This is a genomic window from Candidatus Atribacteria bacterium, from assembly GCA_011056645.1.
GTDB lineage: Bacteria > Atribacterota > Phoenicimicrobiia > Phoenicimicrobiales > Phoenicimicrobiaceae > Sediminicultor > Sediminicultor quartus.
The window spans coordinates 1-14,015 of sequence record DSEL01000186.1; the positions used below are offsets into that span (position 1 = coordinate 1).

The 14,015-nt window shown below is 34.3% G+C and carries 11 protein-coding genes; 10 read left to right on the plus strand and 1 reads right to left on the minus strand.

Features of this window, described 5'->3' with window-relative positions; translation table 11 throughout:
• Nucleotides 1–138 precede the first annotated feature (138 nt).
• The 8 genes from ENO17_08805 to ENO17_08840 all read left to right on the plus strand — a co-directional run bounded on the left by ENO17_08805 (nucleotide 139) and on the right by ENO17_08840 (nucleotide 8,981).
• Nucleotides 139–1,419 (plus strand): TRAP transporter large permease, encoded by a 1,281-nt coding sequence (locus ENO17_08805; protein HER25132.1) that lies wholly within the window; start codon nucleotides 139–141, stop codon nucleotides 1,417–1,419.
• A 99-nt stretch (nucleotides 1,420–1,518) separates the two neighbouring features.
• Complete coding sequence (locus ENO17_08810; GenBank protein HER25133.1) at nucleotides 1,519–2,538, plus strand: TRAP transporter substrate-binding protein; 1,020 nt, start codon at nucleotides 1,519–1,521, stop codon at nucleotides 2,536–2,538.
• Between the two features lie 110 nt (nucleotides 2,539–2,648).
• Complete coding sequence (locus ENO17_08815) at nucleotides 2,649–3,155, plus strand: TRAP transporter small permease (protein HER25134.1); 507 nt, start codon at nucleotides 2,649–2,651, stop codon at nucleotides 3,153–3,155.
• Nucleotides 3,156–3,184: 29 nt separating this feature from the next.
• Nucleotides 3,185–4,474 (plus strand): nickel-dependent lactate racemase, encoded by a 1,290-nt coding sequence (gene larA, locus ENO17_08820; GenBank protein ID HER25135.1) that lies wholly within the window; start codon nucleotides 3,185–3,187, stop codon nucleotides 4,472–4,474.
• A 104-nt stretch (nucleotides 4,475–4,578) separates the two neighbouring features.
• Complete coding sequence (locus ENO17_08825; GenBank protein ID HER25136.1) at nucleotides 4,579–5,853, plus strand: phosphopyruvate hydratase; 1,275 nt, start codon at nucleotides 4,579–4,581, stop codon at nucleotides 5,851–5,853.
• A complete protein-coding gene (locus tag ENO17_08830; GenBank protein ID HER25137.1) occupies nucleotides 5,822–7,261 on the plus strand; it encodes a glycerate kinase in 1,440 nt (479 codons plus the stop codon). Before ENO17_08825 ends, ENO17_08830 begins: the two co-directional genes overlap by 32 nt.
• Nucleotides 7,262–7,272: 11 nt before the next feature.
• Nucleotides 7,273–7,980, plus strand: a complete 708-nt coding sequence (locus ENO17_08835) for a GntR family transcriptional regulator (GenBank protein HER25138.1) — start codon at nucleotides 7,273–7,275, stop codon at nucleotides 7,978–7,980.
• A gap of 38 nt (nucleotides 7,981–8,018) precedes the next feature.
• Nucleotides 8,019–8,981 (plus strand): hypothetical protein, encoded by a 963-nt coding sequence (locus tag ENO17_08840; protein HER25139.1) that lies wholly within the window; start codon nucleotides 8,019–8,021, stop codon nucleotides 8,979–8,981.
• Between the two features lie 205 nt (nucleotides 8,982–9,186).
• Here ENO17_08840 and ENO17_08845 read toward each other — a convergent pair whose 3' ends face one another.
• Nucleotides 9,187–11,151, minus strand: a complete 1,965-nt coding sequence (locus tag ENO17_08845) for an ATP-binding cassette domain-containing protein (protein HER25140.1) — start codon at nucleotides 11,149–11,151, stop codon at nucleotides 9,187–9,189.
• A 266-nt stretch (nucleotides 11,152–11,417) separates the two neighbouring features.
• On the opposite strand from ENO17_08845, the gene ENO17_08850 reads away from it, so the two are divergent.
• Together ENO17_08850 and ENO17_08855 are read left to right on the plus strand one after the other, a co-directional pair.
• On the plus strand, nucleotides 11,418–12,665 hold the full coding sequence (locus ENO17_08850; GenBank protein HER25141.1) for an NAD(P)/FAD-dependent oxidoreductase: 1,248 nt from the start codon (nucleotides 11,418–11,420) through the stop codon (nucleotides 12,663–12,665).
• A 106-nt stretch (nucleotides 12,666–12,771) separates the two neighbouring features.
• A complete protein-coding gene (locus ENO17_08855) occupies nucleotides 12,772–13,998 on the plus strand; it encodes an exonuclease SbcCD subunit D (GenBank protein ID HER25142.1) in 1,227 nt (408 codons plus the stop codon).
• The last annotated feature ends 17 nt before the right edge of the window (nucleotides 13,999–14,015 follow it).

Sequence of the window (14,015 nt, forward strand, 5' to 3'; positions counted from 1 at the left end):
TATAACGGTTATCTTATATTTATATATTGTGATTTTCTTTAATATAAGTCATATTACCAAGATGAAAATAATTAAGAAAAAAGTTTGTAGAAATATAGTTGAAGCTTTTGCAGTTAATTACTTTTCTAAAAGGAGTGAATAATTTTGGCACTATTATCTTTATTAATTTCTTTCGTAGTTTTATTAATTATCGGTTTTCCTATTGCATTTAACTTATTGCTAAGCTCAATAATTTATTTAATAGTTGGAGGATACCCTTTAACTTTAGTTACTCAACGAATGTTTGAAGGAATGAATGGATTTGCTTTATTAGCTGTCCCATTTTTTGTGCTTACCGGACAATTTATGGTAAAAGGGCATCTTCTTCGTTCTTTAACGGATTTCGTTAATGCTTTTATCGGTCATGTAAGAGGAGCTTTGGCTCTGGTAACAATCGGAACTTGTTTATTTATGGGATCAATTGTAGGTTTAGCTCTTGCAGAAATTGCATCTCTGGGTTCATTTTTAATTCCAATGATGAAAGAGGAGGGATATAAACCAGCTTTTAGCTCAGCTGTAATGGCAAGTGCTTCATTACTTGGACCTATAATGCCGCCCAGTGTACTAATGATTCTGTATTGTATGTCAGTAGGTCGAACCTCGATTGCAGGCTTATTTCTTGCAGCAATTATTCCAGCATTTATTATTGCTTTTTTTCAGATGGTAACTGTTTATTTTATTGCAAAAAAGCGTAATTACCCAAGCCATTCAAAGACTAATTGGCCAGAGAAGTGGACTCAATTTAGAAAATCTATACCAGCCCTTTTTTTGCCTATAATTATTCTAGGTGGAATTTTTGGTCGTATTTTTACAGTTACTGAAGCATCTGCAGTCGCTGCACTATATGCTTTTATTGTAAGTTTTTTTGTATTTCGAGAAGCAAAATGGTCAGATCTGCCAGGTATTTTTTTAGAAACTGCCTTAACATCAGGTTTAGTTATTTTATTAGCTGGCACTGCTACAGTAACTGCTTGGGCTATTGCTAATGAACGGATCATTTATATGTTGGTTGAACCACTTTCTAATGTTCCTACATGGGTTTTTCTATTATTAGTAAATATATTACTATTAATAAATGGAATGTTTATGGATGATTATGCTTCAGTCGTAATATTAGGTCCAATTCTTGCTCCAATTGCTTGGAAATTGGGAGTTGACCCTTTACAAATTGGGGCGATTGTATGCGTAAATTTGGTAATTGGACTTGCAACTCCACCCTTTGGTATCGCTCTTTTTGTCACTAGTCCTATGGCAGGAGTAAAAATTGAAGATACCGTTAAAGAAGCTTTACCTTTTATAGCTGTAAGTATTGCAGCGCTAATTTTAATAACTTATATTCCACAGCTCACTTTATGGTTACCTAGACTTTCTGGCTATTAGAAGTATGAAACAGAAAGGAGAGGATGCTTATAGAAAAAACTAGTAAAAATATCTGTTTTTAAAAATTAAAAAATATTTATAAAAGGAGAGTATTTTATTATGAGTAAAAAGTGTATAGCAGTTTTATTAGTATTACTATTAGTATTGTCTCTATCAAGTGTTGGGTTTGCTGCAACAAAAGTGAGAATTTCGGTTTGTAATGCCCCCACCCATCCACAAAATATTGGTTTGGAAATATTTAAGAATTACGTGGAAGAAAAAACTAATGGCGAAATGATAGTAGATGTATATCCTAATTCACAACTTGGTGCCGAAAGAGAATCAGTAGAACAATGTAAGAATGGTTCTTTAGAAATGGCTACTGCTTCTGCTGGTCCATTGACTACTTTTAATAGTAAATTTATGGTTTTAGATATTCCTTTTGCTTTCAATAGTTACGATGTAGCTTGGATGGTTTTAGATGGTCCGGTTGGGCAGAAATTACTTGAATCTTGTGAAGAAGTTGGACTAAAAGGATTGAGCTTTATGGAAAATGGTTTTCGTCACGTTACTAACAACGTACGACCAGTTACTAAAGTAGAAGATTTTGCAAATATTAAGATTCGTACTATGGAAGCTCCAATGCACATGGAGAATTTTAAATTATTAGGTGCTAATCCTACTCCAGTTCCATGGACTGAACTATATTTAACTCTACAACAAAAAATAGTGGATGGTCAGGAAAATCCTTTGGCAAATTTATGGGAAGTTAAGATGTACGAAGTGCAAAAATACGCTTCCTTAACTGGTCATATTTATGATCCTATGCCATTAGTTGCAGATTTAAAATGGTTTAATGGCTTAACTCCTAAACAACAGAGCATTATTGAAAAAGGTGCAATTTTAGCGCAAAATTACAGTAGATTTGTTAACAACGCCCGCGAAGAAGAGTTGGCCAGACTATTAACTGAAAAAGGAATGATAATTAATGATGTTACAGATGAGGAAAAAGCAAGAATGAGAGATGCTTCTCAGGCTAAAGTAGTAGAGGCGATCAAGAAAAATACTGATCCAGCTTTCGTAGATGAGTGGCTAAAAGCTATTGATAAAGCCGGGGAAGATATTAAAGCAGGTCTATAATATTAACTCTGTTTCAGGAGAAAGGCGCACCTGCTTTTCTCCTGAAACCTTTTTATAATATCGAAATTATTGTAAAAGAACAGCTATTCAAGTAAGAGGTGGGTAATATAGTGAATGAAGTAGAAAAAAACTGGTTTTTTAAACTTTGTGATATATTAGAAAAGATTACTTTATATACTGTAATGATAATATGTGCAACAATGTTAATTGTAGCTTGGGTACATGTAATAAGAAGATATATTTTTAATAATTCTTTAACTTGGTCTGAAGAATTTCTTAGATTCTCTTTAGTATGGTTTGCTTTATTAAGTGCCAGCATTATTCACAAAAAACGTGGTCATTTAGGTATAGTTACTTTTCGGGAAATGATGCCTAAAAAAATTCAGATATTTTTAGAGAGATCTTTACCCTATTTAGCATTAGTAGCTACTTCGTTGACTGCTATTTATGGTGTAAATTTAATGATAAGAGTACAAGGACAGTTTTCACCAGCTTTAAGGATCCCGGTTGCTTTACCTTATGCCGCTATTCCAATATCGTTTATTTTAATGACCTTATATGGAATAGCTCATATAATCGAAGATTTCAAAGTTGCTTTAAAAGTAAAAAATAATTAACAAATTAAATCTTTTAGAGGAATTTATTTATGTATTTTACTGAGACCAAAGATAAAAATGTTATTTACTATGATACAGAAGAGAAAATAAAAATTACAATAAATGAAGAAAAATATCATGGTTTAATCAGTATAAAAGAGCCAGAAGAATTAAAATGGCCGGAAGAATTTAAGAAATCCCTTGAAAAACCTATTAATAGTAAATTACTAAGAGTGTTAGCGAAAGGTGTTAACAAGGTAGTTATTATTGTTTCTGATTCTACCCGGGGAGTACCTACTTCAAAAATTATACCGATAATTCTTAAGGAACTTCAAAGTGCGGGAGTAGATTTTAAACAAATAGTTATAGTAATTGCACTTGGAGTTCATAGACCAGCAACTTCAAGAGAAATTGAAGAAATTATTGGTAAAGATTATTTAAAAAAAGTAAAAATTATAAATCACGATCCTTACAATAAAGAGGAATTGGTTTTTTTAGGTAAGACTTCTTTTGGTACTCCAATAGAGGTAAACAAAACCGTTTTTCAAGCTGATTTAAGGATAAATATAGGAAAAGTTGAACCTCATGAATTTGCAGGGTTTTCCGGTGGGAGAAAGTCAGTTTTACCTGGAATTAGCAGTGAAAGGACCATAAAAGAAAATCATAGACCTGAAATGATCCTGAAATATGGATCAAGACCTGGTTGTTTAAAAGATAATTCAATACATAAAGATATGATAGAGGCAACAAAAATGTTAGGAATTCACTTCAGTATAAATTTTGTACTTAATTCAATGGGTCATACCATTGGTCTTTTTGCGGGGAATATTTTTGATGCTCATCAAAGAGCAGTTGAATTTATAAAATCATTTTGTCAAGTAAAGATAAAAGAGAAACCTGATATTGTAGTTACTACGCCCGGGCCTCCACTAAATATTGATTTTTATCAATCTATTAAACCATTAATTTCTCTAGAGTCGATTATGGCTGAAAAGGGGATAATAGTATTGTATAGTTTGTGTCCCGATGGTTTTAACTCAGATGATATGCTCTTACCATTTAAAGGGGTGAAAAGTTTGGATGAGGTAGTCAGTAAGCTTATGAAAAATTATAAAATACAAATGGATCATGCACTTCTTTTATGTAAAATATTAAAGAAGAATATAAAAATTATTACTTCATCACCTAATTTAGAGGAACAAACATTAAACAAAATATATCTGGAGTATTTTAGAAATCCACAAGAAGCAGTAAATAGAGCTTTAGATATATCCGGAAAATTTAAACCTAAAGTATTGTTTTTCCCGCAGCCACAGAGGACTTTACCGATCCTGGTTTAAATTTTGAGAAAATTTAAGAACAAAATTATAGTTTTTGTTTTTTTATGATATTTTAATGCGTAGATTATATAATGTAAAAATATTATTTTAAAAAGGAGAAAAAGATGAATAAATTTAAAATTACAGCCATTAAAGCAAGAGAGATCTTAGATTGCCGCTGGACTCCTACTGTTAGAGTAGAAGTTCAGGTAAACAATGAAATTGTTGGGCAAGCTGATGCACCGGCAGGACGTTCTACTGGATTAAATGAAGCAAGTGAATTGAGAGATAATGAAGAGCGTTTTAATGGTTTAGGAGTAACCAAGGCAGTTAAAAATGTTAACGAAATTATTGCCCCAGCATTAATCGGTATGGATGTTACTGAGCAAAGAAAAATAGACTATAAAATGATAGAACTTGATGGAACTAAGAATAAAGAAAATTTAGGTGGAAATGCAATAATTGCAGTATCTTTAGCATGTACTCGCGCTGCAGCTAATGCAATGGGTTTACCATTATATCGATATATTAATCCAAATGCTCACGTATTACCAGTTCCATTGTTAAATCTTATTAATGGCGGAAAACTTACTTCTAATGACCTTGATTTTCAAGAAGTGTGTATATTCCCAGTAGGCGCTAAATCTTTTAAACAGGCAATGGAAATTGGGTATGCTGTAAATGAAGAGTTAAGAACTATAATTATCGACAATTACGGTAAAATTGCAGCAAATGTTGGAGATGAAGGGGGATTTGCTCCGCCAATTGTCAAAGTTCGTGAAGCAATGGATCATTTAGTTCATGCAGTAGAGCTATCTGGATTTGCTGATAAAATTGTATACGGATTTGATTCTGCCGCCAGTCATTTTTATGATAAAGACACCAAGCTTTACAATTTAGAAGGAAACAAATTAACTACTAATGATATGATTAATTATTATAAAGATTTAATAAGAAGTTATCCAATAGCAACGATCGAAGATCCCTTAGATGAAAATGATGTTGAAGGTTTTATCCAGGTGACCAAGGAATTAGGTATTCAAATTGTTGGAGATGATTTTTTCTGTACCAATCCTGCTTTAATCAAAGAACGTTCCAGTTTAGGGGGAGCAAATGCTTTATTGTGGAAATTTAATCAAATTGGTACTGTTTCAGAGGCTTTGGATGCCGCACAAATAGCCTTTAGAAACAGTATGGGGATTATGGTTTCAGAACGTTCAGGTGAAACAGAAGATCCAATTTTAGCAGATTTTACTGTTAGCCTTAACGCTGGGCAGATTAAAACCGGTGCTGGAGTGCGCAGTGAAAGAACTTCGAAATACAACAGGCTTTTACAAATTGAACAAGAACTTGGTTCTTTGGCTAAATATGCGGGAAGAGATTTTAAGATGGCCCTTTAAGATAATTGTCTTTTTAAAACAAATTTGGTGTGGAACCAGAGAAGAGGGAAAAGTGATTTACATTAAAAACAAAAAACAGTTATTATCTCATGGTAATATAGAAATGCGCAAGGCTGCTTTAGAAATAATTGAGCATTCATTAGAAAAAGCCGACCCGTATATTGCAACTAAGAATTTAGTCTCTTTAAAGAATAATAATTTACATGTTGGAAGCTTAACTTTCAATTTGCAAAATCATAAAAGAATTTTTATTCTAGGAGCCGGAAAAGCTACTTTTCCAATTGCGAAAGCACTAGAGGAAATTTTGGGGGATAAAATAACTGATGGAATAGTGATTTGTAAATACGGGCAAGAAGGATACCTAAAGTATTCTAAATTATACTTAGCTAATCACCCTATTCCGGATGAAGCTGGGCTTCTGGCGACCAAAGAGGCTATAATATTAGCTAAAAAAACAAGACCGGGAGATATAGTATTTGCCTGCATTACCGGTGGTAGTTCTGCACTTATGCCCTTACCGGTATCTGAAGTGAGCTTAGAAGAAAAAAAAGTAGTAAATAAGTTACTGCTTACTTGTGGTGCTAATATAATTGAAATAAATGCTGTTCGCAAACATTTAAGCCAAGTAAAGGGTGGTAGACTCGCAAAAAACATTCACCCAGAAGCACATTTAATTAACTTGACTGTATCTGATGTTATTGGTGACCCTTTAGATTATATTACCTGTCCGACTGTTCCCGACACTTCTACATTTAATGATGCTCTAAATGTAATTTCCAAGTATACACTTTGGGAGAAATTACCGGTATCTGTAGCGAACTACCTTAGAAATGCTACTTCAGAAATGGAAACTCCAAAAGATCTTTCCAATTATCATTTATATAATTTTATTATTATAGCTGGAGATACAGCTTGTGTTGCAGCAGAAGCAAAAGCAAAAGAAATGGGTTTTAATACAATGATCCTTTCAACTATGTTTGAAGGAGAAAGCAAGGAATTAGGGAGAGCTTTTGTATCAATTGCTAAAGAAATTATAATAAATAAGAGACCGCTTAAAACTCCTTGTGCTTTAATTGGTGGGGGTGAAACTACCATAAAGTTAGAAGGGAATTATGGAATGGGTGGTCCAAATCAAGAGTTTACTCTGAGTGCTGCGCTCTATTTAGAAGGTTTGAAAGATATAGTGATAGTAGGATTGGATACTGATGGTACGGATGGACCAACGAAAATTGCCGGAGCTATTGTAGACACCGACTTTACTTTCATGGCAAAAAAAATAGGCATATCACTCCAGCATGAACTTGATTGGCATAACACTGTGGAAGTTTTTGAAAAAATGGGTGATGCAATTATCACCGGATCTACCGGAACAAATGTAAATGACCTTAAATTCTTATTAATTTTTTAAAACAATAAAAAATGAGGAATCACCTAATAAATATATATATTTTGAAGGAAGGAATAAATATGATTTTTCTAAAAAAGGAACCAAAGATAATGGCCCAAGAAATAACTACCGATATTAGGAGAGCAATAGCGAATGGCATTATTAAGCCAGGTGAAAAAATTAATGAAACACAAATTGCAAGAGATATGGGTATTAGTCGTTCTCCAGTTAGAGAAGCATTGCAAATGCTGAAAAAAGAAGGAGTTGTGGTCAGTATTCCTTATAAGGGAACATTTGTAAACTTGCTTGGGAAAAAAGATATTGAAGATATGTATATTATAAGAGGATTACTTGAGGCTTACGCTATAGAAAAAGTAATAGAAAATAAAAATGAGAAAATTTTAAAATGTTTAAGAAAAAATATTGAAGACATAGAAAAAGATGTGAAAAAAAACCAATTGAAAGAATTGGTTAGCAAAGATATTGAATTCCACCGTAATATTTGCATTTTTTCTGGCAATAAAAAATTAATTGATATTTGGGAAGGGTTTCAAACGCAAATAGAAGTTTTGATTGATTTAGAGAGTAGTTTTTATGAACGCTTCCAATTATTAGCGGTTGAGCATAGGGAATTGCTTTCTTTAATAATTGATGGAAAAGTTGAACAAGCTCAAGAAAAGATTAAAGCCCATATTTTACAAGCCCTTGATTTTTTAAAAAAAAGTTTGAAGAAATATTAAAAATATAGAAACAAAAAATAAGTAGATATTAGGAGAAAATAATATTGGCTTATCATATTTTAATTACAAAACATATACCAAGCGAAGGATTAATAGATTTAAAAAAATATTGTAATATTTATATGCCTGAAACTGAAAGCAAATCATTTTCTCAGGAAGAGCTATTTCGTTTAGCACCTCATTTGGATGCAATTATTTCGGTTGGTGACGTAATTGGCGCGGATTTTATAAAGAAAGCTAAAAAATTGAAAATAATTAGTAATTATGGTGTTGGGTACGACAATTTAGATATAAAGGCCGCTAATAAAAAAGGAATTATAGTTACAAATTTACCCGATGTAGTTACAGAAAGTACAGCAGAATTAACATTTATGATTATGTTAGCAGTAAGTCGCCGACTAATTGAAGCAGATAGATATATAAGATATGCAAATGATAAAAACTGGCACCCGTTTTTATTTAATAGCCACGAACTTTTTGGCAAACTTCTTGGTATTGTGGGCTTTGGAAGAATTGGCAAAGCCGTAGCAAGAAGGGCATTAGCTTTTGGAATGCAAGTTTATTATTTTGATGTCTCGCATGATAGAGAAACTGAGTTAGAAGTTAATTTCTTATCTTTTGAAAAAATACTTAGCGAAATGGATTATATTACTTTACACGTTCCTTATATGAAAAGTACTCATCATTTAATTGGTGAAAAAGAGTTAAATATGATGAAGAAAAGCTCTTACCTAATAAATGCTTCTCGAGGAGCGGTAATAGACCAAAATGCATTAATAAAAGCCTTAAAAGAAAAGAAAATAAAAGGAGCAGCCTTAGAAGTATTTGAAACTGAACCATATGTTCCAGAAGAACTAACTTGCCTTCCTAATGTGGTATTAACTCCTCACATGGGGACAAATACAGTAGAAACGAATATTAAAATGACTAAAGAAGCTGCGAAAAAAATAATTCAAGTATTTCAAGGTGAAATTCCAGCTAATATTATAACATCTAATTGAATTGAAAAAATAATATATAAGATAATCGTTTTATAAATTATTTTTTATAATATTTGAATAGAGAAAAATTAATTCTTAAAGAATGTTCTAAAAATTCACGGGAAGAAATGTGTTTTTCCGCAATCCATTCTCAAAATCCTCATAAATAAGCTTAGGGAAATAACTTTTTAGATTAACCCATTACCTGCAACAAATAGTTATTAATTTAGTCTATTAAAGGATTATCCTTTGACAAACTTAAGATAAGTTGTTTTTGAGTTTTATTTAGGTTGACGAGTTCCTGGTTATATTTTTTTAGATCAATCATCAGGTTTTGGACTTTTTTTGAATCTTTAAGGACTATCGGATCACATAGCTGATTTTCTATATCAACTTTATTTTTTTCTATGAGCTTTATTTCTTCTTCGGCTAATTTCAATCTATTTAGAACATCCTTATTTTGCCGATAGATACGATTCCGTTCTTCTGCTTCTTTCTGTTTTCTCAGTTTATCAGAAGTTTTTGCGCTTTGTTTTGGCTGCTCTGTTTTTTTTATATATAAGTTCCTTTCATTAGTTTCTGCCAGTAGTTGATTCCGTTTTTCTATAAAGTAGGAATAATTCCCAGGATAATCATAGATCCGTCCATCACGGATCTCGATTACCCGGCTAATTAGATTGTCCAGAAAGAAACGATCATGGGATACAATCAATATAGTCCCGCTATATTTTAGCAAGGCTTGTTGAAATAATTCTTTAGTAATTATATCCAGATGATTGGTCGGCTCGTCAAGTATCAGAAAATTAGATTCTTGCATCAGAATCTTTGCCAGGGATAGCCGGGATTTTTCTCCTCCGGAAAGAACACTAATTGGTTTATAGACATCATCACCGGAAAAGAGAAAGGCTCCCAATAAATTTCTCCTTTCTCCGGAAGTCATAGAACTTGGTTCAGCAGATATTTCTTCCAGGACAGAATGGTTGTAGTTGAGATTGTCAGAGCTTTCCTGAGAGAAGAAAGCCAGATTTACTTTATGTCCCAGGTGTACTGTTCCGGAAGTCGGTCTTTCTCTTTTGCTAATCAATCGGGAGAGGGTAGATTTACCTGCTCCATTTACCCCTACCAGAGCTACTCTTTCGCCGCGGTGTAAGGTAAAAGTAAGACCGTTGAATACTTTAATTTCTTCATATTCTTTAGCCAAGTTTTCTACACTTACCACTTGATCCCCACTTCGGGGGCATTTAGGAAAATAGATGGCTACTTTTTTAGGGGTTTTATCAATTTTTACTATTTGCATTTTTTCCAGCATTTTTATTCTGCTTTGCACCTGTGTTGCCTTAGTATTTTTGTAACGAAATCTTTCAATAAAAGTTTCGGTTTTGGCTATCTTTTCCTGTTGATTTTTCGCTTCTTTTTGCAATAGTTCATGCCGCTTATCTTTTTCTTCCAAGTAATAGGAAAAATTTCCCTGATAGAGTGTCAATCTCTGATGGGCTAATTCTGCAATTTGGGTCATAAGTTTGTCCATAAAGTACCGGTCATGAGAGATGACTAAGATAGTACCGGAAAAATTTAAGAGCCAATTTTCCAGCCACTCCAGGCTTTCGGTATCCAGATGGTTGGTCGGTTCATCGAGCAAAATAATATCCGGTGAAGAAAGAAGTATGGAAGCCAGGATTATACGCATCTTCCATCCTCCGGAGAATTCAGTACATTGTCGGGTAAAATCTTTTTCTCGGAAGCCCAAACCTTTAAGTACTTTATGTGCCTGGGTAGAAAAAGTATAGCCTCCCCGGTGCTCAAAGAGATTGGTTATCTGTTCATATTTTTTAAAAGCTGCCAGATATGCTTTTGACTCAGCAGATAGTGAAGTCAGATGTTCTTCGCAAGCTTTTAGGGAATGTTCTAATTTAGTAATACCTGATTTTTCTTTCAAGTAAGAGATAAGGTCGATGTTGCTTTTAAGTTCTATTAAATCTTGAGGAAGATAGCCAATCCGCTGATTTCGTGGTAAAGCAATATTGCCTTTATCTGGTAGAACAAGTCCTACAATGGATCGAAATAGGGTAGTTTTTCCGGTACCGTTATTGCCTACCAAACCAATACGGCTGCCTCTGGGGATTCTCCAGTTTAAATTATCAAAGAGAACTCTCTCCTGGAAACCAATGCTGACATTTTCAAGGGAAATCATCAATATTTTCTCCTCTAAATTTTGATTCGTTTATTGATTAGTTGGTTAATCATTAAATCTTTTGTTCCGAATCTTTAATTGGTCAATTGGTAAATTAATGAATCTATTATACACGAAATTCAAAATATTTTTAAACATTTGCCCCGAAATTTAAAATTATTGTTTTTAGATATTATGGTAAGATATAATGGAAAACAGATATTTATTTTCATTGGAAATCGTGTCAGAAGAACCGTCCCTCTGACACGGTGAAGGATGTACTTGCTATGAAAGAAAATAATTCGTTTGATGTTGCGGTAATAGGCGGAGGGCCAGCCGGGATGATGGCAGCTGGTCGGGCAGCTGAATTAGGAGCAAAAATCGTTTTAATCGAAAAGAACGAAATTCTGGGGAAAAAATTACTGATTACCGGCAAGGGACGTTGCAATTTTACCCATTACGAGTTAGATATAAGAAAATTTGCTGAAAAGTTCGGCAGAAATGGACGCTTTCTTTATAGCGCTTTAGCGGTATTTGGAGTGCCAGAGGTGATCAATTTTTTTGCCTCCCGAGGGATTAAAGGAAAGGTAGAGCAAGGAGATAGAGTTTTTCCGGAGAATGGTGATGCCCAGGATATATTGAACATGCTTTTAAAATATTTGACGGAAGGAAAAGTCAATATTTTAATCAGTTCTGAGGTAATCGGATTTACACAGGAGAAGGAAAAAATACCCCAGGTTCTTCTTCGAGACCGCCAGATAAGTGCCGATAAATTAATTATTTGTTCAGGAGGAAAGGCATATCCCCAGACCGGTTCTACTGGTGACGGCTACCAATGGGCCAAACAATTAGGACATACGGTAGTTGAACCTGCTCCCGCACTCAATCCGGTAAAGACCTCTGAAGTTTGGGCGAAAGAGGTACAGGGCTTATCTCTTAAAAATGTCTCACTCAAATTGTTTCAGAATGGCAAGAAACAGGATGAACGTTTTGGCGAGATGCTTTTTACTCACTTTGGAGTAAGTGGACCTATTGTCATGGATATGAGTAAAAACATCGGAGCGTTGTTGAAAAATGGTTCGCTAAAATTGTTCTTAGATTTAAAGCCTGCTCTGGATTTTAAAAAATTAGATCAGCGCATCCAGCGAGATTTTCAGGAGTTTAGGGGGAGAATGTTTAAAAATTCCCTAAAGGTGTTATTACCTTTATCGATGATACCGGTAATAATTAAGCTTTCCGCTATAAATCCTGAGAAAAAGGTGGATTACATTAGCCGGGAAGAACGAAATAAGTTAGTTCACCTGTTAAAAGAATTAGAATTAACTCCCACAGAGCTGTTGGGATTTAAGTGGTCGGTAGTAACCAGCGGAGGAGTCTCCCTTAAAGAGGTGGATCCGAATACTATGGGTTCCAAAAGGATGAAAAATCTTTTTTTTGCCGGGGAGATTTTAGATCTTGACGGACCATCAGGGGGATATAATCTACAGGAATGTTGGAGCACCGGATACCTGGCCGGCCAAAGCGCTGTAAAATGAACTAAGACTTTGTGTTATAATTAAAAAGCAATCTCCCTTAATGTAGAAGATCAGGAAAACATAGTAATTTTAACCTTGAGGAAAAATTGGAAAGGTAAAAAATTAGATGAAATTTCTTCACTTGGCCGATATTCATCTGGGGATGGAAAATTATGGACGGATAGACCCTTCCACCGGCTTACATACCCGATTAAAGGATTTTATAAAATGTTTTAGCTTTGCGATTGATATTGCTCTGGAAGAAAAGGTGGATTTGGTAATATTTGCCGGTGATGCTTACAAAAATAGCAATCCTAATTCTACTCATCAGCGTGAATTCGCCCGGCAGATTTATCGATTAAGCGAAGCAGAGATTCCGGTAATCCTGATAAATGGAAATCATGATAATCCCGTATCTTTCGGTCGAGCTGCCTCACTGGATATCTTCGAAACTTTAAACATCTCCGGAGTAAGAGTGGTAACCAAGCCGGAGCTGCTAAATATTAAGACTAAGGGAGGGCAGGTTCAAGTCTTTGGGCTGCCCTGGCCTACCAAAGCCCTTTTTCTTAATAAAGAAGAATATAAAGATTTTACCGATGAGGAAATCACCCGGGAAATTCAAAAGAGAGCAGGTAAAAAAATCAGAGAATTTGCCCGGAGGATAAAGCCGGGTACTCCCGCAATTTTTGCTGCCCACCTGGCTGCTGCAGAAGCCACTTATTCCGGTTCAGAGAGGTCGGCAATCATCGGAAGAGACCCGGTATTTCCTACACAAGTATTGCTTCAAAAAGAATTTGATTATGTAGCCTTAGGTCATATCCATAAATTTCAGGATTTAAATCTTAACCATCATCCCCCGGTAGTCTATCCGGGGAGTATCGAAAGAATAAACTTTGGTGAGGAGAAGGATGACAAAGGGGTTTGTTTGGTGAATATAGAAAAAGGCAACACTTCTTATGAATTTATTCCTCTTCCCGCTCGAAAGTTTATCACCATAGATGTGGTAATTAGCGGAGAGCAAGATCCCACCAGGACTTTAGTGGAGGAAATTGAAAAGTTTGATTTATCTGAGGAAGTAGTGAGAGTATTTTATACTATACCTGCAGAGAGGGAAGAATTACTGGATTTTAAGAGGATAAACTCTGCCCTGGAAAAAGCCTTTTTAGTAAGTACTATTGCCAAAAAATCTAAACCGCTAGAGCGAAGAAAAAGAGTAGAGGAAATGACAGAAAATTTAGGAATGTTAGAGGCTATGGATAAATATATTCAAAATAATTCCGATTTAGTTCTTTTATCTCGTGAATTGAAAATTTATGCCCAAAAATTAGAAAAAGAATTAGAAGGGAATGGTTAAAGAAGGAAGGATTAAAA

Coding starts and splice junctions, on each gene's coding strand:
- ENO17_08850 (HER25141.1), top strand. CDS start 11,418: ATGAAAGAAAATAATTCGTTTGATGTTGCGGTAATAGGCGGAGGGCCA.
- ENO17_08810 (HER25133.1), top strand. CDS start 1,519: ATGAGTAAAAAGTGTATAGCAGTTTTATTAGTATTACTATTAGTATTG.
- ENO17_08855 (HER25142.1), top strand. CDS start 12,772: ATGAAATTTCTTCACTTGGCCGATATTCATCTGGGGATGGAAAATTAT.
- ENO17_08845 (HER25140.1), bottom strand. CDS start 11,151: ATGATTTCCCTTGAAAATGTCAGCATTGGTTTCCAGGAGAGAGTTCTC.
- ENO17_08830 (HER25137.1), top strand. CDS start 5,822: ATGCGGGAAGAGATTTTAAGATGGCCCTTTAAGATAATTGTCTTTTTA.
- ENO17_08825 (HER25136.1), top strand. CDS start 4,579: ATGAATAAATTTAAAATTACAGCCATTAAAGCAAGAGAGATCTTAGAT.
- ENO17_08835 (HER25138.1), top strand. CDS start 7,273: ATGAGGAATCACCTAATAAATATATATATTTTGAAGGAAGGAATAAAT.
- larA (HER25135.1), top strand. CDS start 3,185: ATGTATTTTACTGAGACCAAAGATAAAAATGTTATTTACTATGATACA.